A 23,009-nucleotide genomic window follows, 5' to 3' on the forward strand; every position below is an offset into this window, starting at 1 on the left:
TCTCACGACCCGGTGGCTTGGCCCTGTGGGTCGACGGTGGTCCGGGCGGCGGTCGGTTCGTCCGGTTCGGTCGGCCCACCCTCACCCGTCGCACCTGCCGCCCGCGGGATGGTGACGACGAACTCGGTCCCGGTCTCGTCGGTCCGTTCCAGCCGGAGGTCGCCACCGTAGCGCTGGACGAGGTCCCGCGAGAGCGAGAGTCCGAACCCGTGGTCCCCACCGGTCGGGTAGCTGAACAACTGCTCCTCATCCTCGGGGTCGATACCGTCGCCGTCGTCGAGCACGCTCACATCGGCGTGGTCCGGACCCACGACCGCCGTCACCTCGAGCGTCACCGGCGGGTCGTTGTGGCGGATGCCGTTCTCCATCAGGTTCGTGAACACCCGACCGAGCAGGTCGTTCCCGACCACCTGCACGTCGTCGGGGACGTCAGTCCGGACCGCACCGACCTCGAACCCCGCGACCACGCTCTCGACCTCTCCATCGATCAGGGCTGCCAGGTCGACCGAGCCAGGGTCGACGTCCGTGGGGTCCTGTAGCAGCGTCCGGACCTGCTGGATGAAGACGGCCACCTCGTCGCTCCGGTCGTGGATGGTCCGGAGCCGACGGGTCGCGGTCGGGTCGTCGACGTCCTCGATGAGGATGCCCGCGGTTCCCCGGACGATGGCGATGCCGTTGAGCACCTCGTGGCGGAGCAGGTGGTTCAGGTACTCCATCCGCTCGCGCTCGTGCTTGCGACGTTCGGCCGTGAGCTCCGTCCGCGCCCGTTCCCGGCCCACGTGGTTCGCCCTGACCTCCATCGCGCCGATGAGCAGGCCAGCGGCACTCCCGAACCCGGACGACATCTGGATGACGAGGAACCGCTCGCCGGGGTCGAACCGGGTGCCGATGACGAACATCGTCGCGGTCACGAGCACGGCGAACACGACGGCCGCCCCCGCCGTCCAGCGGAGCAACCGGGGGAGTAGGTCCTCGTCGTACCGCGTCAGGCTCACCCACGCGGTGCCGCTGTAGAGCACGACGAGGGGGATGCCGAGGAGTGCAGCCTCCAGGAACCCCTTCACCCCCAGCATCGTCCCGGCCCGGTGGACCTCCGTGAAGTAGTAGAGGTAGAGCACCGAGAACACGGCGGCGAAGAGGGCCATCCCGTACTTCGCGCGTCGTCGGGGCGTCCCGCTGTCCGTCTGTCCCACGTCGCGGAGTGTCGCGTACTCCACGGGGTATTCGTTGCTATGTTATCTCCAGAACGCTATGTAGCTCTGGAGAACTCACCCGTGTCGTCCGACTGATAGTGCTCTCGAATGCACTATATCTCACTCGGTAGTCGAATGAGTGCACGGTCGTACGAATACGGAACGAGTCACGACGAAGCTTCATTACGCTCCAGCCGGGGACTCCAGACGATGGACGACACAGGTGGGGGGCGGTCGGTGGATAGACCGGGTGGGGACGAGTGGGGCAGGGAAGGACTCGCCTCGCCACGGCTACTGGTGACGCTGTTCGCCGTCGCGTCGATAACATTCTTCGTCGCCTCGGCGGTGACGGAGCAGGTGCCCGAGTTCGCTACCGACGTGGACCTGAAGGCGTTCTTCCTGATCTACCTGCTGGTGGCGCTCGTGCCGTACGGCCTCGCGACGCTCTCGGCGGGTATCGGGATGGCCGTCGGTGAGGGCGCCTACGACATCATCGAGGGGTACGAACTCGACGACCCGTTCGGGTTCGTCGGCTACGTGCTCGGTATCGTCACGTTCGGGTGGGTCCTCCACGTCGCCGGCGACCCGACCGACCGCCGCTGGCAGGTCGCCGCCGCCGTCGCCGGGGCGGGGGTGCAGGCCACCTTCGAGGGCGTCGCGTTCTTCGTTCTCAGCGACGCGGGCCTCCCGGTGGCGCTGTTCAGCATCCTCGGGAACACCGTGACTCACGGGGTGGTGCTCGGTGCGGTCCCGCTCGTGCTGCTGTTGCCGGTCGTTGCCGAGCCCATCGCGCAGGCCATCGGCGTCGAACGAGCGAGCGCCTGAGTCGCCCGAGCGGCTCAGCCGAGTTTCTCCGCGAGGATGAGTCGGGTCTTCGTCGAGACCACCTCGTCCAGCTCGCGGGCGCGGGTGATGAGTTCGTTCAGCGTCCCCGTGTCGGTGGTGTCGACGACGACGACGATGTCCTCCTCGCCCGAGACCTGCCAGACGAAGTCGACCTGGTCCCAGTCGGCGATGGCCTCGGAGATGGCGGTGGTGTCGACGTCGACCGCGACGCCGACCTCGATCATCGCCTTGACGTTCCCGGTCCGGGTCGCCACGGTGAACCGCTCGATGACGCCGTCCTCGACCAGTCGCTCGACGCGGTTGCGGACGGTCCCCTCGCTGGTGCCGACCCGGCCGGCGATCTCCGTGTAGGGCGTCCGCGAGTCACGCCGGAGGATGGCGAGTATCTCGTGGTCGAGGCTATCCATCGGTCTCTGTGGGCCGTTCCAGGTGGTCGCACTTGACGATTACGAATTTCGTAATCTCGCTTCGAAGGGAACGGTTAATGTGGGGTTGTGCATACGATATGCGTAATGAGCGAGAACAGCGAGACGGCCTACCTCGCCATCGAGGGAGGCCGCGTCGTGGAGGCGCGCAGCCGCGCACCGGGACGTACCCGCGGCGAACTGGTGTTCACGACCGCCTACACGGGCTACGAGGAGTCACTGACGGACCCGAGTTACGAGGAGCAGGTGCTCACCTTCTCGTACCCTCTCATCGGGAACTACGGTGTCCGCGAGGAGCGCTTCGAGTCCGACCGGGTCCATCCCCGCGGTGTCGTCGCGCGTGAACTCACCGACGACGTGGCCGAGTGGCTCGAGAGCGAGGGCGTCCCCGCCGTCGACCACCTCGACACGCGTGACCTCGTCACGGGCATCCGCGACGAGGGTGCGATGAAGTGTGGCATCTCCGCCGGTCCCGACGCCTCCGAGGAGGCCGCGCTGGAGGAACTCGAGAACTGCATCGGCATGAGCGACCACACGGACATCGGCTCGCAGGTGTCCATCGCCGAGCGGACGACCTACAACGCAGACGGCGACGGCCCGCGCGTCGCGCTCGTCGACTGCGGCGCGAAAGGCTCCATCGTCGACTCGCTCGTGGAACGCGACGCCGTCGTCGACGTGCTCCCCTACGACGCCACCATCGCGGACGTCGAACACGTCGACCCCGACGTCCTGTTCGTCTCGAACGGTCCCGGCGACCCGGAGAACTTCACGGCCGCCGAGGCGCTCGTCGAGGAGTACGTCGGCGAACTCCCGCTCGCGGGTATCTGCCTCGGCCAGCAGGTCGTCGCCAACGCCCTCGGCGGCGGCACGGAGAAGATGGCGTTCGGCCACCGCGGCGTCAACCAGCCCGTCCGTGACCTCCGCTCGGGCCGCGTCGTGATGACCACGCAGAACCACGGGTACACCGTCGCCGACCCCGGCCCACTCGAGGTGACGCAGGTGAACGTCAACGACGACACGCCCGAGGGTCTGGAGTCGGACGAACTGGAGGTCATCACCCGCCAGTACCACCCCGAGGCCAACCCCGGCCCGCACGACTCGCTGGACTTCTTCGACGACGTGCTCGCGCTCGCCGGCCACGAGAAGCCGGAGACGACCCCCTCGGCGTAACGGGCCCGGTCGCGGAGACCGGCCTGTCGCCAGACGATCCATATACCACGACGCTGCACCGAGTACCGATGGCTCTCGTCCCCTCGCTCCTGACCATCGGTGCGTCCGACCTCGGCGCCGGCCTCCTGTTCCGTGCCGTGGGACGACTGCCCCAGTCCCCCGAGACGCCGCCCGACGAACTGGTCCCGGTCTGGGAGCGACACGCGACCACCCTGGTGGGACTCCCGCTGCTCGTCCTCGGGCTCTCGTCCATCACTCCCGGACCGCTGGCCGTCCCCGGATACGGGGGCGTGGCGCTGTTCCTCGGCATCGTCGTGCTGCCGTGTCCCAACTACACCCCCGCCAGCGTGGGGTAGTCAGTCCCCGCCGCTCTCCTCCTCCCCCTTCTCCTTCCCCCCACCGATCCGCCGGCCGATGTTCTGGAAGAACAGCGCGAACGGCGGGAAGACGACGTTCACGACGCCCAGCAACACGAGCAGCACCCCGGTGAACAGCCAGTCCGTCTCGTTCGTGAAGATGGGGTAGACCCAGACGATGAGCCCGCTCGTTATGAATCCGAGCGACAGCCCCGTCTCCAGCCCCTCGGTGTACTCGAAGACGAGGACGGCGATGCCGAGGAAGCCCAGTCCGCCCACGAGCACCTCGTACGGGTCGGGGAGCACCTGCGCGGCGGCGACGACGATGAGTCCGCTCACCGCAGTACTCACCCCGAGCCGACGGAGCTGGCGCTTCTGTCGCTCGTCGCCCTCTGTCTCCCCGTCGGTCCCCGCGTCGTCTGCCATACCTGTTCCAGCCGCGGCGAGGGATTAGCCCTTCCGCTCGGCCACGGTCAGGGGACGCCGTCGCCCGGTTCCTGCCACGGCGCCTCCACGGCGTCGCCGAACAGTTCGCGCATCAGCGTGACGATGCTCTCGGGCGGGAACTGCCCGCGTTCGGTGACGATGGCGTCGATGTGCCGCGGCGGGGTCACGTCGAACGCCGGGTTCAGCACGTCCACGTCTCCGAGTTCCGCACGCGTCTCGTCGTCTATCACCTCGGCCTCGTCGCGGTGCTCGATCTCCACCGCGGCCCCGGTCAGCGTGTCCGGGTGGATCTTGATGGTCCCGGCGGCAACCACGATGGGGACGCCCCGGTCGCGTGCGGAGACGGCGAGCCCCGCCGTGCCGATCTTGTTGATGACGCTCCCGTCGGCGGCGATGGAGTCCGCCCCGACGAGGACGTGATCGCACTCGTCGAGGTACCGGTGGGCCGCGTTGTCGACGACGAGCGTGACGGGGACACCCATCTCCCGGAGTTCCTTCGCGGTGATGTGGCCCTGCTGACGGGGCCGCGTCTCCTTGACGTACGCCTCGACGTGCTTGCCCTGCTCGACGGCGGCCTCGACACACGCCAGCGCGTCCGTCGAGTGGCAGTGGGTCATCACCACGTCGCCGTCGCGGAGGCGACCGGCGCCGATGCGGCCGAGGCGGTCCTGAGCGCGGTCGAGGTCGTAGCGGAACGTCTCCGCACAGTCGACGACCGAATCACGGAGCGTCGTCACGTCCTCGCCCTGCATCCCGCGGAGGACGTAGCGAAGCGCGTTCGGGAGCGAGACGGCCGTGGGGCGGGTCTCGCGGAGCCGACGGGCGGCCGCACGCATCCCGGCTCGGAACTCGGCGGGGTCCGCCGCCTCGCCCTCGCGGGCCTGCGTGGCCAGTGCCGCCGCGGCCGCGTCCGCGATGGCCGCGGCCCCACGCGTCTCCATCGTCGCGATGGACTCGGCCGTGCGCTCCACGTCGGGGTGAACGTCCATGCTGGCCGTTGCCCCCCGACGGGCAAAAGCCCCGCCCCGTCCCGGCCCACTCCGACACGGACCGCGGACGGCCAACCTTCTTGTCCTCCTCCACCACAACCCCGGCATGGAACTCACACGCGAGGAACTCGCACCCTACATCGACCACACCGTCCTCGGGCCGGAGACGACGCCCGCGGACGTCGAGCGCCGCTGCGAGGAGGCCCACGAGTACGGCACGAACGTCTGTGTCCCCCCGTGCTACCTCGAGGTCCCGGACCGTGAGGCGTGGGACCTGACCGTCGCCACCGTCGTCGGCTTCCCGCACGGCCAGCACGCCCCCGCCGTCAAGCGTGCGGAGGCCGAGCGCGCCTGGGAGGACGGTGCCGACGAACTGGACGTCGTGATGAACGTGGGTCGCCTCAAGGCCGGCGAGGACGACGCGGTCCGGGAGGAACTCGCCGAACTGGTCGCCGCCGTGCCGCTGCCCGTGAAGGTCATCATCGAGACGGCGCTCCTGACCGACGCGGAGAAACACCGGGCCTGCGAGGCCGCCCGCGACGCGGACGCCGCGATGGTCAAGACCTCGACCGGCTTCGCCGACGGTGGCGCGACGGTAGCGGACGTGGAACTGATGAGCGAGTACCTCCCGGTGAAGGCGTCGGGTGGAGTGGGGAGCTACGAGGAGGCGATGGCGATGCTGGAGGCCGGCGCGGAGCGCATCGGCGCGTCCTCCGGGGTGGCCATCCTGGATGGCGCGCCAGCGGAGTAGCCCCACCGCACGCGGTCAGGCCGGGTCGAGCGCGAGGAGTCGCGAGGGACCGTCCGACGACTCGACGGCGGCGAACAGCGCACCGTCCGCGACGGCGATCCCGGCCGGCGATCCCTCGACACCGTGGCGGAACCGCCTCGCCTCGAGTCGAGTCCCGCCGACGCCGACCCCGCCACCGAGTTTGTAGCCGTCGACCGCGCCGCTCCGCCCGACGTAGAGCGTGTCGCCCGCCGCGACCGGACCGCAGGTGAAGTCCACGTCGTTCCCGACATCGACAGTCCACGCCGTCTTCCCCTCGTGGGTATCGAGCGCGTCGAGCGTGGCGAGGTTCGCCCCGTACACTCGCCCGTCGACGGCACAGAGCCCCTCCTGCAGGGTGCCGGACCGTGCGTTGGACCAGTCGGTCCGCCCGGCGTGGGCACCCCCCCGGAGCCTGACGGTGGGACCGCCGAACGTGCTGACGTAGGCGTCACCACCCCGGTCGATGGCCATCGAGAGCACCTTCCCCCCGAGTTTCCGCCGCCACAGACCACGGGGACTGCCGCCGTCGTCGTACATCGCGTACACCTCGCCGGCGGACGTCCCGACGTACGCTCGCTGGCCGAGCCCCCTGTCCGGGGCGTGGAGCGTGGTCACCTCCCCGAACAGGTCGTAGGTCCACTCGCTGTCCCCCTCGTCGTCGAGGAGCGTCAGTCGTCCACGCCGGTCGCCGACGAAGACGTAGGGGACGCTTCCGTCTTCGACCGGGAGCGGCGGCGCCGAGACCGGTCCCACGTCCGCGCGCCACTGGACGCTCCCGTCCTCGACCGAGAGCGCGGCCAGTCCTCGCGCCTCGCGGAAGGTGGCGAACACGGTCCCGTCGCGGACCGCGGGCGAGTGGAACCACGGCTGTCCTTCGACCTCCGGGGTGTAGCGCCACACCTCGTCGCCGCTCTCGGTGTCGTACGCGACCAGCGGACCCGCGGTGGGCAGGAGGACGAGCCCCTCGGCCACGACCGGTCGGTCCGTGATCCACGGGACCTCCGTCGCCCACCGCTGGCTCGTCCCGGACCGTGGGGCGAGGGCGTCCGGTGCGTAGGAGCGACCGGCGGGACCGTTGCCACGCTCCGGCCAGTCGGTCGAGTCGTCGGTGCCGGGTGCGGGGCCGGAGCCACCGACGCCGAGGCCGAGACAGCCAGCGCTCGCGCTCGCGGCCGTCAGGCCGGCGACGCCAGCCAGTAACTCGCGCCTGCGGATGGAGGGTCGTTTCGGGGACATACGCCCGATTCCACGCCTGTCGGGAGAAAGCCTTTGGGAGGGTCAAATCGCCCCCGTACTCTTTTGTCGGGACCTGTCGAACGCCGGGACGTGCCTTCCAGACGAACGTTCCTCGCCGGCGTCACGGTCGGCGTGACCGGCCTCGCCGCCCCGGCGACCGCCCGCCCAGCCCTCGACCGCTCCGCCGCCACGACCGAACTCGACGTGCTCGGCGCCGTCGACACCGTCGCGGCGGTGAGCGAGCGCGTGACCGGGCACCTCGACCTCGCGGCGGTCGAGGCGCTCCGTGACGTCGACCTCGAATCGCTCGACCGCCGGACCGCCGCCGACCTCGACCGGCGTCTCGCGCCGGTCCTCGGTCGCGGACCGGGGCGCGTCGCGGGTCTACGGACGCTCGCGGGTGCCCTCGACGCCGAGGCCGTCGCCGCCCGCCTCGCCACCGGTGTCGCCAGCGAGGGGACACGCCTCCTCGCGGACCTCGGCCCGACCACGGTGTCCACTCCCGACACGTCGTTCGACGCGGACGCCGTCACGGCCGTCTCAGTCACCGAGGGCGAACTCGGCGCCGTCGAGTCGTTCGCCCTCGGCGTGGACGTGGACGGTTCGTTCTGGGCGCGCGTGGACGGTGACGGCGTCTCGGTCGCCGACGCGCGCGGCGTCCTCCGTGCGGTCGGTCTCCCCGCGTCCGTCGTCGACGGCCTGCCGCCAGTCGCCCGCGCCGAGTACGTGGAGTTCCACGGCTCTTTCGAGCGCACCGACGGCGAACAGCCGTTCGTCGTCGCGCTCCTGCTCGTCCTGCTGGCGGCCGTCGTCGGGACGTTCGTGCTCGGTATCGAGGGGGGCGGGGGCGGTGCCCCTCGTGTCCCACAGGTCGCCTTCGAGTACGAGTACGACTCGGGCGGCCCGGTCACCATCGTCCACACGGGCGGCGACCACGTGCCGTCCAGCGAACTGCTCGTCGAGTACACCACGGAGGGGCGGCGACGTGGCGAACGGTGGGCCGACGAGGACGGCGTGGTGCAGGCGGGCGACGACCACACCACCGTCCGCGCACCCGACCCGGGCACGGACCTCCGGGTCGTCTGGGAGAGCCCCGACGGCAGCACGAGCGCGACGCTGGGGCTGTTCAGGGTCCCCGAGTAGGCGAGGGGACACGCGGTCGCCCCTCCGTCGGGTTCTCCCTCCGGTCGGACCCTCGCTACCAACATTCAAGCGCCCCGCCGCGGTAGCCCGGAGCATGTTCGACGAAGACGACCTCGACGCCATCCGCGAGTCCGAGGAGCGGTGGACCGAGGAGACCTACGGCCCGACCGTCGAGCGGTTCGGGGAGCGAAAGGAGACGTTCACGACCGACACCGGAGGGCAGGAGGTAGAACCGCTCTACACCCCGGCCGACGTGGCCGACCTCGACTACGGGGAGGACCTCGGTAACCCCGCCGAGGAACCGTACACGCGCGGCGTCTACTCCACGATGTACCGCGGCCGGCTCTGGACGATGCGCCAGTACGCCGGGATGGGGACCGCGACGGAGACGAACGAACGGTTCCACTACCTGCTGGACGAGGGCCAGACCGGGCTCTCGATGGCGTTCGACCTCCCCACCCAGATGGGCTACGACTCCGACGCCACGATGGCCGAAGGCGAGGTCGGGAAGTCGGGCGTCGCCATCGACTCGCTGGACGACTTCGAGACGGTGTTCGAAGGGATACCGCTGGACGAGGTCAGCACCTCGATGACCATCAACGCCCCCGCGAGCGTCCTGCTGGCGATGTACATCGCCGTCGGTGACCGACAGGGCGTCCCCCGCGAGGAACTCCGTGGGACCATCCAGAACGACATCCTGAAGGAGTACATCGCCCGGAACACCTACATCTTCCCGCCGGAGCCGTCGATGCGGCTCATCACGGACATCTTCGAGTTCTGCGCCGCGGAGACGCCCAACTTCAACACCATCTCCATCTCGGGGTACCACATCCGCGAGGCAGGGTCCACGGCCGCACAGGAGATCGCGTTCACGCTCGGCGACGGCATCGAGTACGTCGAGGCCGCCATCGAGGCCGGGCAGGACGTCGACGAGTTCGCCCCCCAGCTGTCGTTCTTCTTCAACGCACACAACAACATCCTCGAGGAGGCGGCGAAGTTCCGAGCGGCCCGGCGGATGTGGGCCAGCATCATGGAGGAGCGCTTCGGCGCCGAACAGCCCGGCTCCAAGCAACTCAAGTTCCACACACAGACCGGTGGCTCTACCCTCACCGCCCAGCAGATCGAGAACAACGTGGTCCGCGTGGCGTACCAGGCGCTCGCCGCCGTCCTCGGCGGCACTCAGTCGCTCCACACCAACGGGAAGGACGAGGCGCTGTCGCTCCCCACCGAGCAGTCGGTACGGACCGCCCTGCGCACGCAGCAGATACTCGCCCACGAGTCCGGCGCGGCCGACACCATCGACCCGCTCGCCGGGAGCTACTACGTCGAGTCGCTCACGGACGAACTCGAGGCCGAGGCCCGCGAGATACTCGACGAGGTGGCCGAGCGCGGCGGGATGCGCGAGGCCGTGGAGTCCGGGTGGGTCCAGCGACAGATCCAGGACACCGCGTTCGACCGCCAGCAGGAGATCGAGACCGGCGAGCGCATCATCGTCGGCGTCAACGAGTTCCAGGTCGAGGACGACGAGAAGGCCGAGGACATCGAGGAGGTCAGCGAGGCGGACGCCCGCCGGCAGCGCGAGTCGGTCGCACAGGTCCGCGAGGAACGCGACGAGCCGGCGGTCGACGCGGCGCTCGACGACCTCCACGCCGCCTGTGAGGGCGGCGAGAACGTGATGCCACACATCGTCCGTGCGGTGAAGGCGTACGCGACCGTCGGCGAGATCTGCGACACGATGCGCGATTCGTTCGGCGAGTACCGAACCGGAGTCTGACCCGCGTTTCGAGACGCGAGTCCGGCCACGGGTTCATATCTCGGAGCCACCTCCTATCGACTCGATGAACCACCCCCGTCCGTCGCTGACCCCCGAACACGTCGAACGCGAACTCGACTTCGCCGCCACGGCGCTCGACCGGAGCGACTACACGGCCACCCTCGAACACCTCACCAACGCCCGTTCGTACCTGAACCGGGTCCCAGCCCCCGGTGCGAGCGAGTACGCCTTCGTCGCGTTCGCCGCCTCCGACGAGCGACTCGACACCGCGCGCGAGACGGTCGAGCAGGGTCGTGCGGGTGCCCGACAGGACCTCGACGCGGCCCTCCGGTCCCTGCGGTCGGCGACGATACAGGTCGACGACAGGTCGACGGCGCCGGCTCCTGAGACCGGACCGCCACGACCCACGGAGTTTAGACACACCACGCCGACCAGCCGGTATGCAGTTCGACCACGCCGGCATCGCGACCGACGACGCCGACCAGCTCGCCGACCTGTACGGGACACTGTTCGACGCCCCGGTCGCCCACAAGGAGGTGATGGACGACGGACTCCGCGTCGTCTTCCTCGACCTCGGTGACGGCTACTTCGAGTTACTCGAACCGACAGACGGTGGGACCGTCGCTCGCTACCTCGACCGGAACGGGCCGGGCATCCACCACCTCGCGGTCGCCACCGAGGACATCGAGGCCGCGCTGGAGACGGCCCGTGACGCCGGCGTCTCGCTCATCGACGAACAACCGCGGCCCGGTGCCTGGGGACACGAGGTGGCGTTCCTCCATCCGAAGGACACCGGCGGTGTGTTGCTGGAGTTCGTCCAGCACTAGTCCCACGCGTCCCACGTCCAGGGGTGGTCCGCGACGGCCCAGTGCCACCGACTCGGCACCTCCCGGAACCACGCCGCACCGTCCAGTTCGGACTCCTGAACGTCGATGCTCCCGCCGGTCTCGTGGGCGGTGAAGTACACCCAGAGCGTGTGTGCGACGTCGTCACCACCCGACTCGGCCCGGAACGTCGCGCGTCGCACGCGCCGGCAACCGACCACCGAACACTCGACGCCGGTCTCCTCGCTGACCTCGCGTTCCGCCGCCGCCTCGTACGTCTCGCCCTCCTCCCGCCCGCCCCCTGCCGGTCCCCACCCGTCGACGCCGCGACCCATCGCCAGCAGGACGCGAGGGTACGACTCGTCCAGCTCGGGCATCGACTCCGAGAGCGGTCTCGGCTCCTCGCGGACGACCCACGCGTAGCCGCCGCCGGTGTAGCCGTCTGCGGCGTGCGTGAGGAATTCCGCGAACTCGTCCTCCTCGAGGGTGACGTCCTCGTGTTCGAGTACGGGGTCGTACTCGGCTTCGAGCTGCTCGAGACGCCGCTCGACTTCGGTGCGGTTGTAGTGGGTCACGGGCGAGGAGAGCAGTGGGTGGCCGAGCAAAGCAGTTGCGGTCGGCGGTGCGGAGGCGGTACGAGCGCACCCACCCGCTGCGAGCGGAGCGAGCGGCGCCTTTCTTATGAACGTTTTTCTGCGAGCGGTTCGCGCCCGCGGCGCGAACCCGAGCGGAAAACAGTTCAGAAGATGTTCGCCTGCTGGTAGACCGAGATGCCGTCGCCCGTGATCTCGTACGGCTTGGTCTCCCGCGAGTGGTTCGCGTTGCGGATCTTCTGTATCTCGACGGCGAGCCGGGTCTCACGGAACTCGGAGCGGACGTACTGGAGGATGAACACGCCGTCGGTGAGGTACTCGATGATGCCGTGTCGGGAGGCGTAGGGGTTGCCCTCCTTCGCCTCGCTGGTGAGCATCGTGGTCACGCCGGCCTCCTTGAGCGACTTCGTGAAGTCGAAGATCTCCGTGCGCCGCTCGGCCTGGTTCTCGTACATCATCTCGAGCAGCGAGACGGAGTCCAGGACGAGTCGGTCGGCGCCGAACTCGCCGACGAGCCGTGGGAGGTCTCCACGGATGGAGGCGAGGGAGTTGGCCATCTCCACGGGGTCGAGGTCGACGATGGCGAGGTCCTCGTTCTCGACGTGTTCCTCGAACCCCCAGCCCTTCTCGTCGGCGGCCTCGACGACGGCGTCGTAACTCTCCTCCAGCGTGATGTAGACGCCCCGCTCGCCGTTCTCGAGCCCTTCACGGAGGAACTGGAGGCCGAAGGTGGTCTTGCCGGTACCGGCGGCGCCGACGACGACGAGCAGCGAGCGTTCGGGGACGCCCCCCTGGACCATCTCGTCGAGCCCCTCGATACCGACGTCGACGCGGGGGATCTCGGAGTCGAACTCCTCCTCGAACTCGGTGCCACCCTCGCTCCCACCGGCGGCGTCGAACGCGGCGGCGAAGTCCTCTTCCCCGTCGTCGAGGGGGACTTCGGAGTCGACACCGTCCTCGAACCAGTCGTCCGAACCGTCGCTCACGTGGTCACCCCCCGAGTGTCGTTCATGGGCTGTCGTGGAGGTGCCCGTAGTTAGAGTTTGCGCGTCGATTGCCCGGCTTTTTGTGTACCGGCGCCCAAGAGCGGCCGATGAGCGTGCGTGTCGGCGTCGTCGCCCAGCGGTCGAACGCCAGAGCGGCCGAACTGGCGGCCGAGATCCGCCGGGAGTGCGACGCTACCGTCGTCCTCGACGAGGAGGCCGCGGCGTCACTCGACCTCCCGGACGCCGGCGTCGACGTCGCCGAGATGGCCGACTGTGACCTCGTGGTGAGCATCGGCGGGGACGGGACCTTCCTCTACGCCGCCCGCGGCGCTGGGGGGGCTCCAGTCATGGGTGTCAACCTCGGCGAGGTCGGGTTCCTGAACGCCGTCCCGCCCGGAGAGGCCATCGAGACGCTACGCGAGGAGGTGGCGCACATCCGTGAGAACGGCGGCCCGCGTCTCAGCGAGATGCCGAAGGTACTGGCCGAGGGTGACGGGTGGGCGCTCCCGCCGGCGCTCAACGAGGTCGCCGTGATGGGCTCGCAGCGCGGCCGGAACAAGGGCGTGGGCATCGAGGTACGCGTGGACGGGTCGCTCTACGGCGGGACACACGCCGACGGCGTCCTCGTCTGCACCCCCACCGGCTCGACGGCGTACAACCTGAGCGAGGGGGGACCGCTCGTCCACCCCGCAGTCGGCGGATTCACCATCACGGAGATGGTGGCCGACGACCCGATGCCCCCGCTCGTGGTGGACCTCGACAGCGAGGTGACCGTCCGGGTGGAGGAGGCGGAGTCGGCCGTGGTGGTCGCAGACGGCCGCACCGTCCAGGAGGTGCGTCCACCGACGCAGGTGACCCTGACGCGGGCGGCGGACCCCGTCCGGGTGGCCGGCCCACCCCTGGATTTCTTCGCAGCCCTCGGCAAACTTGACTGAAGGGGCCTCCATTCGGGCGATTCGACACTCCCGTACTGTCTCCGGTTTGGCAAGCGTTATTCGGCGGGGACCCGTCTTGTTGACCGATGAGTCAGCAACTGCCGGACGTACAGGCGTCCAGTCCGGACGTCACCGTCGGGCTGAACCGCGTCGGCGTGACCGGCGTGGAGAAACTCGTGAAACTGGACCGGCCGGACCGCCGGCCCATCGTCCTGATGGCCGAGTTCGAGGTGTACGTCGATCTCCCGTCGTGGCGCAAGGGCATCGACATGTCCCGGAACATGGAGGTCGTCGACGAGATACTGGAGGAGGCGCTGTCCGAACCGCAGTTCCGCGTCGAGGACCTCTGTGGTGACGTGGCCGAGCGACTGCTGGAGAAACACGACTACACCTCCCGCGCGGAGGTGCGGATGGAGGCGGAGTACATCGTCCGCGAGGAGGCGCCGGAGTCCGGCAAGCCCACGCAGTTCACCGCCGACATCATCGCGTCGGCGACGGCGAACGGCGGCGGGACCCACGAGGAGATCGGCGCTCGCGTCGTCGGCATGACGGTCTGTCCGTGCTCGCAGGGGATGAGCGAGTCCCGCGCGCGGGACGTGCTGGCCGAGCTGAACGTCGACCAGGAGACGGTCGACGAGTTCCTCGACCAGGTCCCACAGCCGGGGCACTCCCAGCGCGGCCACGCGACGCTCTCCATCCGGTCGAAGGGGTCACCGGACGTGAACCTCCACGACGTCATCGAGGTGGCGCGTGACTCGATGTCCGCGCGCATCTACAACGTCGCCAAGCGTCCCGACGAGGACCACATGACGTTCCACTCTCACGACAACGCGAAGTTCGTCGAGGACTGCGTCCGCTCGATGGCCGAGGGGGTCCTCGAGAACTTCGGGCACCTCCCGGACGACGCCGTCGTCACGATGAAACAGAGCAACGACGAGTCCATCCACCAGCACAACGCGCACGCGGAGCGCGTGGCCGAGATGGGGAACCTCCGCGCCGAACTGAACGGCGGCGAGGGCGCCGACATCGGCAAGGCGAACGGGCACCGGGACGACTGACACCGGCGTGTCGCGCGCGACTCTCGAACCGGAGCGCACCTCCCGTCCCCAGAACGTTTCTTTCGGCGGTCTCGGACTGCGGAGGTGGACCGAGCCGAGGTGACCGTCCGTGGAGACGGGGCTGTCGACCTGCCGAGCGCGCGACTGAGAGCTAGAAGCGTCGAGCAGTGACGAGTGACGGCGGCCGCGCTCAGATGTTGAGCGTACCGCCCTTCTGGACGACAGTGACCGCGTCGGCCTCCGCCTTCTCCACGTCGAGGTGCATCGAGATGTACTCGCGCCGCTCGTAGGTCTCGCGTTCGTCCTCCTCGCCGACCGTACACCAGAGCTGGACCCGGTCGGGGCCGTGCCAGTCGCCCTGCCGCTTGACGCTGAAACAGACCAGTTCCTCTCCGCCGACCTCTATCACGGCGTCCTTTCGGATGCCGGGGTCCCCGTTGATGACGAGGTGGTGCATACCGGCGTTTCGGCAATAGGGTGGTTAAGCGTGTCGAAGGAGGGGACGGGTGCCTCGTCGGCCCTGCTCCCGGCCGTCGGTGGCCACACGTGGCCAGTACGTGTCTCCTCCCGGGACCGTCCGGACTCCCAGAAAAGCAGACATATCGCGGAACGACCAACAGTGACCCATGAGTCCGGAACTCGCCCACCCGCGAGCGGTGGCCCTCGTGCGCACACTGCTCCTCGTCGTCGGTGTCGTCGTCACCGGCGTGGTCCTCGCAGTCACCACGTGGGTCCTGATGCTCGTGACACTGCTCGGGGGGCTGGCGTCAGTCCTGTCGAGTGACCCGGTCGTCGGGCCGGTGCTGGGACTGCTCGCGTTCACACTCCTGACCGCCGGCCTCGTCGTCGGGGTCGTCGTGACCGGCGTGCGTCGGGGTCGCGACTGGGTGGTGCGGCGCGACGAGGTGCCGACGCCAGTCGAGGTCGTGAAGCACCGCTACGTCGCCGGCGAACTCGACGAACCGGGACTGGAGCGGGAACTCGAGGCGGTCCTCGACGACCGCCGGGCGCCGACCGACCAGCCACGCGTGGTCCGGGTCGCCCGACGCGTCCGGCACGTGGGGCGGGTGGGTGGTGGCCGGAGCCGCGAACTCGACGTCGAGGCTCGGCGCTGAGCCGCAGTCCGGGGCGCACGACACCGTCGTCGGCGTCGACGTCGTGCTCGCGGCGGTCCGCAGCGGACACCGCTCACGTGGGTGGCTCCCGGCCTCCAAACCGAACCCGTTTTAGGCCACCGTGCGATAACTCGGGGTAAGACCATGGAGATGCCACGCCGGTTCAACACGTACTGCCCGCACTGCGACGGGCACCGGGAGATAGAGGTCGAGAAAGTCCGACGCGGCCGTTCCTCGGGGACGAAGTGGGACGAGCGGCGCACGCGACGCGCCAAGTCGGTCATCGGGAACGCGGGTCGCTTCTCGAAGGTGCCCGGTGGCGACAAGCCGACGAAGAAGACGAACCTGAAGTACCGCTGCTCGGACTGTGGGAAGGCCCACCTCCGGAAGGGATGGCGCGCGGGCAAACTGGAGTTCCAGGAGTAATGGCTGGGAGCTTCTACCGGGTCAAGTGCCCGGACTGCGAGAACGAACAGACCATCTTCGGCCGCGCCTCGACGGAGGTCGCGTGCGCGGTCTGCGGCCACACGCTCGCCCGCCCGACGGGTGGCGAGGCCGACATCGAGGGCGAGGTCGTCGACGTCGTCGCGGCCCGGTAACCGACGCCGCGGATCTTCTCCTGCCGACACGGCCGCCGAGCGACGCGTGTCGCGTGGGCCGGCCGGCGCGGGTCACGACGTTTTTAACCGGCGAGGTCCCACTCACTCCCATATGAAGTTCAGCGGCTATCCCGACCCCGGTGACCTCGTCGTGGGCGAAGTCGACGAGATCGAGGACTTCGGCGTCTTCGTCGACCTCGAGGAGTACGAGAACAAGCGCGGCCTCGTCCACGTCAGCGAGGTCGCCAGCGGGTGGATCAAGAACCTGCGCGACCACGTCAACACCGGCCAGATTGTCGTCTGCAAGGTGCTCGACGTCGACGAGTCCTCCGAGCAGATCGACCTCTCCATCAAGGACGTCAACGACCACCAGCGCTCGGACCGCATCCAGGAGTGGAAGGCCGAGCAGAAGGCCGAGAAGTGGATGGAACTGGCCTTCGGCGAGGACCTGACCGACGAGAAGTACGCCGAGGTGGCGAACGCCTTCCTCGACGGGTTCGGCACCCTCTACGACGGGTTCGAGCAGGCGGCCATCCACGGCCCGGAGGCGTTCGCGAGCACCGACCTCTCGGACGAGGACGTCGAGACCATCGTCGAGACGGCCCGCGAGAACGTCTCCGTGCCGTACGTCAAGGTGACGGGCTACGTCGACCTGCGCGCGCCCGGACCGGAGGGGGTCGAGGACATCCGCGACGCCCTGGAGGCGGCCGAGGGCAACGGCGAGGTGCCCGACGAGGTGGAACTCGACGTGACCTACGTCGGCGCGCCCGAGTACCGCGTCCGCGTGCAGGCGCCCAATTACAAGACCGCCGAGTCGGAACTGGAACACTCGGTCGCACGTGCCCGCGAGGCCATCGAAGCGGTCGGCGGGAGCGCCGACTTCCACCGCGAGCGCCGGAGCGACGACGAGTAACGCGTGACCACCTCGGACATCCGGGTCTGTGCGGACTGGCGCGCCCACCACGACCGGCCGGTCTACACGCTGGGCGATACCTGCCCGGCGTGTGGCGGCGACGCCGTCCAGAGTTCCCCGGCGCGATACAACCCCGAGGACCCGTACGGGGAGTACCGGCGGCGGGCGAAGCGACGGGCGGGCCGGGACTGAGCCGACCCAGCCACGCACGACGCACCGGTGACGGCCGGTGTTCCCTTCATTCCCGCCTCGACGCCACGCTCTCGACTACGTACTCGGCGCTCCGAAGCTGCTCGGCCCGGTCGCGGGAGTCGCGGTCCCCGGTGAAGCCAGCCACCGTGTCCCAGTCCTCCGGTGCCGGGATGAGACAGAACGCGACCGAGGGGGCGTCCCCACCCGCCCCGATGTACGACCCGTCACCCGGTGGGTCGGCGTCGCCCTGGTCCAGCAGTCGTCCCATCGTCTCGACGGCCGAGTAGCCGAGGACGGCGACCGGGTGGCCGGCTTCGAGCCACGACACCACCTCGTCGGGGGGTGCAGTGGTGTCACTGGCGAGTAGGGTCACCGTGGCCTCCCCCGGGCTGCCCACGAGCGTCACACCCGGCGGTAACTCGAGGTCGAACTCCGGGCCGACGTGGAGTGGCTCCTCGTGGAGATGCGGGTAGGGGACGGGCGTCTCGGTCGGGGTGTCGGTGGGCGTCCCGAGGAGGTCGGCGTCGGCGCTACACCCGGCGAGGCCGAGGCTGGAGACGAGCGCGGCGGTGCTGGAGAGCAGTCGGCGGCGGGACGGCACGGCGTCCAGTACTGGAGCGCCGTACAAGTGTCTTCTCGCCACCAGCACCGCACCGCGTGTCACGGTCGTGGCTTCGCCCGACCGAACCTGACTTGTGACGCCGGCGACTCGACACGGGGTATGGACGAGTTCGACATCGAGGTCCACGCCGACCCCGAGCTGGACGACCCGGTGCTGGTGGAGGGGTTACCTGGCGTGGGCCACGTCGGGAAACTGGCGGCCGAACACCTGCTGGAGGAGTTCGACGGCGAACTGGTGCGACGGGTCTACTCCGAGCACTTCCCGCCACAGGTGACCGTCGACGACGACGGCGTCACGACGCTCGCCTGCGCCGAGTTCCACCACGTGGAGGCGGGCGGGCGCGACCTGCTCGTCCTCAGCGGCGACCACCAGGCCGGTGACGGCGTGGGCCACTACCGGCTGACGGAGTGCTTCCTCGACGTGGCCGGGTCGTTCGGCGTCGAGCGCGCGTTCGCGCTGGGTGGTGTGCCGACTGGCGAACTCATCGAGGAGTACGCCGTCCTCGGGGCGGCCACCGACGCCGCGAACGTCGAGACGCTCGGCGAGGCGGGTGTCGAGTTCCGCGAGGACGAACCCGCCGGCGGCATCGTCGGCGTCTCCGGCCTCCTGCTCGGCCTCGGCGAGCGCCGGGACCTCCCGGTCGCCTGCCTGATGGGCGAGACCTCGGGCTACCTCGTCGACCCCAAGTCCGCACGCGCCGTCCTCGAGGTACTGCAGGAGCTGCTCGGGTTCGACGTGGACTACGCGACGCTGGAAGAGCGCGCCGAGGAGATGGAGGAGGTCGTGAAGAAGATCCAGGAGATGGAGCAGGGTCCGACGCCGACCGACGAGGACCTGCGCTACATCGGCTAGCGACCGAGCAACACGCCCGTCGCGGTCCCCGTTCGGCGGGGCGCGAGGGTGACCGATGGGGCCGGCGTCACCCCCGAGTATCCGCGGGCCCACCGGTCACGACCGTCCGGCCGCTGGCGACGGATTCTTGAACTCCGCTGTCCAATTGACGGTGTGCTCACGGAGGCGCTGACTGGACTGCCCGGCTGGCTGACGTGGGGGTTCGGCATCGGTATCGCCCTGAGCCTCGGCGCTGCCTGCCTGTTCTACGTGGGCGACCGGCTCTTCCCCTCGGTCCAGACCGGTGGGGCGTCACACTCCGGGGACGCCCGCCGCGTGACCGAGATCCGCCAGTACCTCGACGCCATCGGCGAGCGGTACGCCGAGGGCATCCCCATCGAGGGCCACACGGTCGAGTTCTACCTCCCGGAGCGGGACGTGGCCATCACGTTCGACGCGCGGGCGTTCTACGCCCTCGAGCGGTCCGCGACCCACGCAGTCCTCGTCGAACACGAGATGCCGGGGATGTCGCTGGGCTCCCGACTCCCGTTCGAGACACCAGAGGTGGAGTTCGAGACGCCAGCCGAGCCGGACGAGCGAGACACCGTCGAGGGGGCGTACGCAGTCCTCGGGCTCCCGTCGGGTGCCAGCGAGGGGGAGGTCCGGCGTGCGTACCGCGAGAAGGTGAAGGAGGTCCACCCGGACCACGGGGGGTCACACGCCGAGTTCAAGCAGGTCCAGGAGGCCTACGCCGCCGCGAGCGGCCGGGGTGAGGCCTGATGGCGCGCGTCCCCATCACCGAGACCGTCCTCGACCAGCTCCGGGACGTCATCGCCGCGGAGAGCATCCAGGACCCCATCGCACGCTACGACGTGCAGGCCGTGGCTTTCGACCGGGAACACGACGAACTCGTGGAGTTCATCGCGAGCGCAGACGCCTCGACCTACTTCGAAGCCGTCTCGAAGGTCACGGACGTCAGCACGCGTTCCTGAGTCGGCGACACGCTCCCGGAGGTCGACCCAGTGTCCGAGCGAGCGCAGCCGGCGAGAACCGTGTGGGGACTCAGAGGTCGTCGACTTCGTACGCCAGCCCCGCGTCCCTGAGCGCGTCCGTCACCCGTCCCGCCGCGTCGGTCGTCGTCACCACGACGACGTCCACGCCGCGACCCGCGGCGTCGGCCGCGACGGCACCCGCCGCGAACTGGACGTCGACGTCGACACCGGACTCCCGACAGACGACGACGGCCTCCACACCGGCGGTGGCCACGAGTCCAGCCCGTTCTGCCGCCGCGGCGAGGCGGTCACTCGCGGGGGTGACGCCGGTCCGGACCGGCGGGACCTGGAACACGGTGACGTCGCCGGCCTCCATCTCGATGACGCCCTCGAACCCGGTGACGCCGACCACGTCGCCGGCCTCGGCGGCGGTCGTGGCGACGCCCGTGGCGGGACCGGTCGTGCCGGGCGTGGCGTGGAGGAGGCCCTCCTCGACGGAGAGGCTCACGGCCTCGCCCTCGGCGACGGGGGCGGCGGCGATGGCGGCGTCCTCCTGCATCGACCCGAGGACGTCCTCGGTGACGTGGTCGGCGAAGCGGCGCACGTCCGCGGCCTGCTGGAACAGCCAGTCGACGCCCTGTTTCGTCACCCGGTAGCGCGAGCGGGCCTCCTTGTCGACGTACCCCTCCTCGACGAGTTCGCGGATGTACTCGCTGACCGCCTGCGAGGTGACCCCGACGGCGTCGGCTATCTCGGTCTGGTTGACCGCCGGCTGCCGGTCCGCGATCTCGACGAGCACCCGGAACTTCGTCGCGGACCGCTTCCTGTCGAGGACCTCGACCATTGGCGACACCGACGTGGGGGAGCGGCTTAAATCGGGCGTCCGAGCCCTCCCGTCGTGAGTCGTCCCGACACCGATTTCCGGCCCCGCCGAGTACGGAGGGCCGTGTCGCTCACCGACTCGCTAGCGTTCGACGACCGGGCCGTCTACCTCCCCGGGGAGTCGACGCTGGTCTGTGCGGACCTCCACCTGGGGCGCGCGGCCGCCTCCGACGTGCAGAGCGACCTCGGCGAGCACGACGACCTGACCGCCAGGTTCGGCCGCCTCGTAGAGCGGTTCGACCCCGAGGAGGTGGTCGTCGCGGGCGACCTGCTCCACTCGTTCGCCTCGCTCCCACGGGGGGTGACCGAGACGCTCCAGCGACTCGAGCGGAGCGCCCGCGAGGCGGGCGCTCGCATGGTCGTCACCCCCGGCAACCACGACACGATGCTCTCGGGGCTCTGGAACGGGCCGTCGGAGACCGAGTACCGGGTGGGCGAGTGGGTTGTGTGTCACGGCCACGAGGCACCCGAACTCGACGCCGAGCGCTACCTCGTCGGGCACGACCACCCGACGCTGGAGGTCGAGGGCCAGCGTCACCCCTGTTACCTCTACGGGGAGGACATCTACCGGGGCAGCGACGTGCTGATGCTCCCGTGTTTCACGCGACTGGCGGCCGGCGTCGTCGTCAATCGCATGCGAGCCGCGGAGTTCCAGTCGCCGCTCGTGACGGACACCGACCTGCTCCGGCCGCTGGTGCGTGACGAGGGGGCCGGCGAGACGCTGCCGTTCCCGCCGCTCGGGGAGTTCCGCCGACTGCTATAGCCTCAGATGCCGAGGTCGACCAGCGCGACCTCGGCGGCGTTCCGCCCGGAGTAGAGCGCGCCGTGGATGGACGACCAGCGCGTGTAGTCACCGGCGAGGTAGACCTGTCCGCCCGGTGCGCCGAGGTCGGGTAGCGAGTCCCGGAACCCCGGCGGCTGGGCGAACTGCGCGAACTCGACACGGTCGGTGTGGAGCAACTCTAGCGCGTCGAACCGGTGTTCGGGGTACCACGACCGGAGGGCCGCGTCCACCTCCGCGGCGAGGTCGCCGTCGGTCTCCCGGAACAGTTCGGCCTCGGAACGGCCACGCCCGTCGGTGCGACCCACGAACGTCGCCGAGAGCAACTGGCGGTCGTCGGGGGCGTACTCGGGCGCGACGGTCGACATCGGTGCCACGGTGTTGGGCCCCTCGTCCTCGGCGTTCAGGAGGATGCGGTCGCCCGTGTCGAGTCGCCGGTGGCGGGCGACGGCGAAGTGCTGGGTGATGCACCCGCGCGTCTCCGTGGGGGTCTCGACGCCCGTCAGCCGTCCAGCCTCCTTCGGGTCCGTGGCGACGACGACCGCTCGGGGCGAGAACGTCTCGTTCGCGGTCTCGACGGTCGGCCCGTCGCCGTCGAGCGACTCCACGGTCGCGCCCGTCTCGATGGTGGCGCCCGCGGCTCGCGCACTCTCGGCCAACTGCTTCGGGATGGCACCCATCCCGTCGGCGGGGACCGCGATGTCTCCCTCGGTGAGCATCCGGAACGTGTACTCGAAGACGGCGGAGGAGGACCCGAGCGCACGGTCCAGCGTGATGCCGCCGTAGAACGGCTCGGCGAAGTTCTCGACGAACTTCCGCGAGAACCCGTGGTCGTCGAGATACTGCCGGATTGAGGTGTCGGGCGCGCCGAAGATGTCGTCCTCGTCCCGGCCGGAGACGCGCTGTCGGAGCAGCAGCAGGCGGAGCTTGTCGAGGAGCGAGACGTCGCCGTTCAACAGGCTCGTGAGCAACATCCCCGGCCGCTTGAGCGGGTCGACGAACGTGGAGCGACTGCCGGGGCGGGCGATGGTCGCGCCGGGCGAGAAGTACCGCAGGTCGAGCGCGTCGAGGTCCAGTTCGCCCCGGACGGCCGGGTACTCCGCGAACAGGACCTGGAACCCTCGGTCGAACGTGTACCCGTCCTGGTGGTGGCTCCGGACCCGGCCGCCGACCTCGTCGTTCTCCTCGAGGACCAGCACGTCGGCGCCTGCCTGTGCCATCCGACGGGCGGCGACGAGTCCCGCGAGCCCGGCCCCGACGACTACGACCTCTGTCATTGGTCTCCGTTGAACGTTCGGTGAGAAAACGCTACCGAGAGACGCAAGCCCTGCTCCG

Annotated in this window: 29 protein-coding genes; 18 read left to right on the plus strand and 11 right to left on the minus strand. The window is 69.6% G+C overall.

Annotated elements, in window-relative coordinates:
- Positions 1-2 precede the first annotated feature (2 nt).
- The gene (locus N0B31_RS04335; RefSeq protein ID WP_260594616.1) at positions 3-1,217 is read right to left on the minus strand and encodes a sensor histidine kinase; all 1,215 of its coding nucleotides are present in this window, start codon (positions 1,215-1,217) and stop codon (positions 3-5) included.
- Positions 1,218-1,403: 186 nt separating this feature from the next.
- Between N0B31_RS04335 and N0B31_RS04340 the strand changes: the two genes are divergently transcribed.
- The gene (locus N0B31_RS04340; RefSeq protein WP_260594617.1) at positions 1,404-2,018 is read left to right on the plus strand and encodes a hypothetical protein; all 615 of its coding nucleotides are present in this window, start codon (positions 1,404-1,406) and stop codon (positions 2,016-2,018) included.
- A 14-nt stretch (positions 2,019-2,032) separates the two neighbouring features.
- Here N0B31_RS04340 and N0B31_RS04345 read toward each other — a convergent pair whose 3' ends face one another.
- Positions 2,033-2,446, minus strand: coding sequence for an Lrp/AsnC family transcriptional regulator (locus N0B31_RS04345; protein WP_260594618.1), 414 nt, complete (start codon positions 2,444-2,446; stop codon positions 2,033-2,035).
- A 105-nt stretch (positions 2,447-2,551) separates the two neighbouring features.
- On the opposite strand from N0B31_RS04345, the gene carA reads away from it, so the two are divergent.
- Together carA and N0B31_RS04355 are read left to right on the plus strand one after the other, a co-directional pair.
- The gene (gene carA / locus N0B31_RS04350; protein WP_260594619.1) at positions 2,552-3,634 is read left to right on the plus strand and encodes a glutamine-hydrolyzing carbamoyl-phosphate synthase small subunit; all 1,083 of its coding nucleotides are present in this window, start codon (positions 2,552-2,554) and stop codon (positions 3,632-3,634) included.
- 68 nt (positions 3,635-3,702) lie between these two features.
- On the plus strand, positions 3,703-3,990 hold the full coding sequence (locus N0B31_RS04355) for a hypothetical protein (protein WP_260594620.1): 288 nt from the start codon (positions 3,703-3,705) through the stop codon (positions 3,988-3,990).
- Here the strand turns inward: N0B31_RS04355 and N0B31_RS04360 are convergent, their stop codons facing one another.
- Together N0B31_RS04360 and N0B31_RS04365 are read right to left on the minus strand one after the other, a co-directional pair.
- Positions 3,991-4,416, minus strand: coding sequence for a hypothetical protein (locus N0B31_RS04360; protein ID WP_260594621.1), 426 nt, complete (start codon positions 4,414-4,416; stop codon positions 3,991-3,993).
- Between the two features lie 47 nt (positions 4,417-4,463).
- Positions 4,464-5,426 (minus strand): ribose 1,5-bisphosphate isomerase, encoded by a 963-nt coding sequence (locus N0B31_RS04365; protein WP_260594622.1) that lies wholly within the window; start codon positions 5,424-5,426, stop codon positions 4,464-4,466.
- A gap of 106 nt (positions 5,427-5,532) precedes the next feature.
- On the opposite strand from N0B31_RS04365, the gene deoC reads away from it, so the two are divergent.
- Positions 5,533-6,177: a deoxyribose-phosphate aldolase gene (gene deoC, locus N0B31_RS04370; RefSeq protein ID WP_260594623.1), complete on the plus strand. Its 645-nt coding sequence runs from the start codon at positions 5,533-5,535 to the stop codon at positions 6,175-6,177.
- Positions 6,178-6,192: 15 nt separating this feature from the next.
- Here the strand turns inward: deoC and N0B31_RS04375 are convergent, their stop codons facing one another.
- Positions 6,193-7,434, minus strand: a complete 1,242-nt coding sequence (locus N0B31_RS04375; RefSeq protein WP_260594624.1) for an outer membrane protein assembly factor BamB family protein — start codon at positions 7,432-7,434, stop codon at positions 6,193-6,195.
- A gap of 90 nt (positions 7,435-7,524) precedes the next feature.
- Between N0B31_RS04375 and N0B31_RS04380 the strand changes: the two genes are divergently transcribed.
- From N0B31_RS04380 to mce, 3 genes are all read left to right on the plus strand, one after another.
- Positions 7,525-8,577, plus strand: a complete 1,053-nt coding sequence (locus tag N0B31_RS04380) for a type IV pilin domain-containing protein (protein ID WP_260594625.1) — start codon at positions 7,525-7,527, stop codon at positions 8,575-8,577.
- Positions 8,578-8,671: 94 nt separating this feature from the next.
- Positions 8,672-10,351 carry an acyl-CoA mutase large subunit family protein gene (locus N0B31_RS04385; protein WP_260594626.1) on the plus strand — a complete coding sequence of 560 codons (1,680 nt, stop codon included), beginning with the start codon at positions 8,672-8,674 and terminating at the stop codon, positions 10,349-10,351.
- Positions 10,352-10,791: 440 nt separating this feature from the next.
- Complete coding sequence (mce, locus tag N0B31_RS04390; protein ID WP_260594627.1) at positions 10,792-11,178, plus strand: methylmalonyl-CoA epimerase; 387 nt, start codon at positions 10,792-10,794, stop codon at positions 11,176-11,178.
- Here the strand turns inward: mce and N0B31_RS04395 are convergent.
- Complete coding sequence (locus tag N0B31_RS04395) at positions 11,175-11,750, minus strand: NUDIX hydrolase (protein ID WP_260594628.1); 576 nt, start codon at positions 11,748-11,750, stop codon at positions 11,175-11,177. The genes mce and N0B31_RS04395 overlap by 4 nt on opposite strands.
- A gap of 164 nt (positions 11,751-11,914) precedes the next feature.
- A complete protein-coding gene (locus tag N0B31_RS04400) occupies positions 11,915-12,823 on the minus strand; it encodes a KaiC domain-containing protein (RefSeq protein WP_380628445.1) in 909 nt (302 codons plus the stop codon).
- Positions 12,824-12,867: 44 nt separating this feature from the next.
- Here N0B31_RS04400 and N0B31_RS04405 point away from each other — a divergent pair, with 44 nt between their 5' ends.
- Positions 12,868-13,689: an NAD(+)/NADH kinase gene (locus tag N0B31_RS04405; protein WP_260643956.1), complete on the plus strand. Its 822-nt coding sequence runs from the start codon at positions 12,868-12,870 to the stop codon at positions 13,687-13,689.
- An 86-nt stretch (positions 13,690-13,775) separates the two neighbouring features.
- A complete protein-coding gene (gene mptA, locus N0B31_RS04410; protein ID WP_260594629.1) occupies positions 13,776-14,747 on the plus strand; it encodes a GTP cyclohydrolase MptA in 972 nt (323 codons plus the stop codon).
- Between the two features lie 190 nt (positions 14,748-14,937).
- Here mptA and N0B31_RS04415 read toward each other — a convergent pair whose 3' ends face one another.
- Positions 14,938-15,204 carry an HAH_0734 family protein gene (locus tag N0B31_RS04415; protein WP_260594630.1) on the minus strand — a complete coding sequence of 89 codons (267 nt, stop codon included), beginning with the start codon at positions 15,202-15,204 and terminating at the stop codon, positions 14,938-14,940.
- Between the two features lie 169 nt (positions 15,205-15,373).
- Between N0B31_RS04415 and N0B31_RS04420 the strand changes: the two genes are divergently transcribed.
- The 5 genes from N0B31_RS04420 (at position 15,374) to N0B31_RS04440 (ending at position 17,566) form a co-directional block, all read left to right on the plus strand.
- Positions 15,374-15,862 carry a hypothetical protein gene (locus N0B31_RS04420; protein ID WP_260594631.1) on the plus strand — a complete coding sequence of 163 codons (489 nt, stop codon included), beginning with the start codon at positions 15,374-15,376 and terminating at the stop codon, positions 15,860-15,862.
- A 144-nt stretch (positions 15,863-16,006) separates the two neighbouring features.
- Entirely contained in the window at positions 16,007-16,288 is a 282-nt protein-coding gene (locus N0B31_RS04425) for a 50S ribosomal protein L44e (protein WP_260594632.1), read from the plus strand.
- Positions 16,288-16,461, plus strand: a complete 174-nt coding sequence (locus N0B31_RS04430; RefSeq protein WP_260594633.1) for a 30S ribosomal protein S27e — start codon at positions 16,288-16,290, stop codon at positions 16,459-16,461. Before N0B31_RS04425 ends, N0B31_RS04430 begins: the two co-directional genes overlap by 1 nt.
- Positions 16,462-16,573: 112 nt before the next feature.
- A complete protein-coding gene (locus N0B31_RS04435; RefSeq protein ID WP_260594634.1) occupies positions 16,574-17,374 on the plus strand; it encodes a translation initiation factor IF-2 subunit alpha in 801 nt (266 codons plus the stop codon).
- Between the two features lie 3 nt (positions 17,375-17,377).
- Complete coding sequence (locus tag N0B31_RS04440) at positions 17,378-17,566, plus strand: RNA-protein complex protein Nop10 (RefSeq protein WP_260594635.1); 189 nt, start codon at positions 17,378-17,380, stop codon at positions 17,564-17,566.
- Positions 17,567-17,612: 46 nt separating this feature from the next.
- Here N0B31_RS04440 and N0B31_RS04445 read toward each other — a convergent pair whose 3' ends face one another.
- Complete coding sequence (locus N0B31_RS04445; RefSeq protein WP_260594636.1) at positions 17,613-18,167, minus strand: DUF4981 domain-containing protein; 555 nt, start codon at positions 18,165-18,167, stop codon at positions 17,613-17,615.
- Positions 18,168-18,287: 120 nt separating this feature from the next.
- Between N0B31_RS04445 and N0B31_RS04450 the strand changes: the two genes are divergently transcribed.
- The 3 genes from N0B31_RS04450 (at position 18,288) to N0B31_RS04460 (ending at position 20,011) form a co-directional block, all read left to right on the plus strand.
- A complete protein-coding gene (locus N0B31_RS04450) occupies positions 18,288-19,040 on the plus strand; it encodes a proteasome assembly chaperone family protein (protein ID WP_260594637.1) in 753 nt (250 codons plus the stop codon).
- Positions 19,041-19,193: 153 nt separating this feature from the next.
- A complete protein-coding gene (locus N0B31_RS04455; protein WP_260594638.1) occupies positions 19,194-19,799 on the plus strand; it encodes a J domain-containing protein in 606 nt (201 codons plus the stop codon).
- A complete protein-coding gene (locus N0B31_RS04460; RefSeq protein WP_260594639.1) occupies positions 19,799-20,011 on the plus strand; it encodes a hypothetical protein in 213 nt (70 codons plus the stop codon). The genes N0B31_RS04455 and N0B31_RS04460 overlap by 1 nt, the downstream gene beginning before the upstream one ends.
- A 70-nt stretch (positions 20,012-20,081) precedes the next feature.
- Here the strand turns inward: N0B31_RS04460 and N0B31_RS04465 are convergent, their stop codons facing one another.
- Entirely contained in the window at positions 20,082-20,855 is a 774-nt protein-coding gene (locus N0B31_RS04465) for a DUF7839 domain-containing protein (protein WP_260594640.1), read from the minus strand.
- A gap of 102 nt (positions 20,856-20,957) precedes the next feature.
- On the opposite strand from N0B31_RS04465, the gene N0B31_RS04470 reads away from it, so the two are divergent.
- Complete coding sequence (locus tag N0B31_RS04470) at positions 20,958-21,656, plus strand: metallophosphoesterase (protein WP_260594641.1); 699 nt, start codon at positions 20,958-20,960, stop codon at positions 21,654-21,656.
- 2 nt (positions 21,657-21,658) lie between these two features.
- Here N0B31_RS04470 and N0B31_RS04475 read toward each other — a convergent pair whose 3' ends face one another.
- Positions 21,659-22,951 carry an NAD(P)/FAD-dependent oxidoreductase gene (locus N0B31_RS04475; protein ID WP_260594642.1) on the minus strand — a complete coding sequence of 431 codons (1,293 nt, stop codon included), beginning with the start codon at positions 22,949-22,951 and terminating at the stop codon, positions 21,659-21,661.
- Between the last annotated feature and the right edge of the window lie 58 nt (positions 22,952-23,009).

Origin of the sequence: Salinirubellus salinus (genome assembly GCF_025231485.1) — an archaeon.
Taxonomy (GTDB): domain Archaea; phylum Halobacteriota; class Halobacteria; order Halobacteriales; family Haloarculaceae; genus Salinirubellus; species Salinirubellus salinus.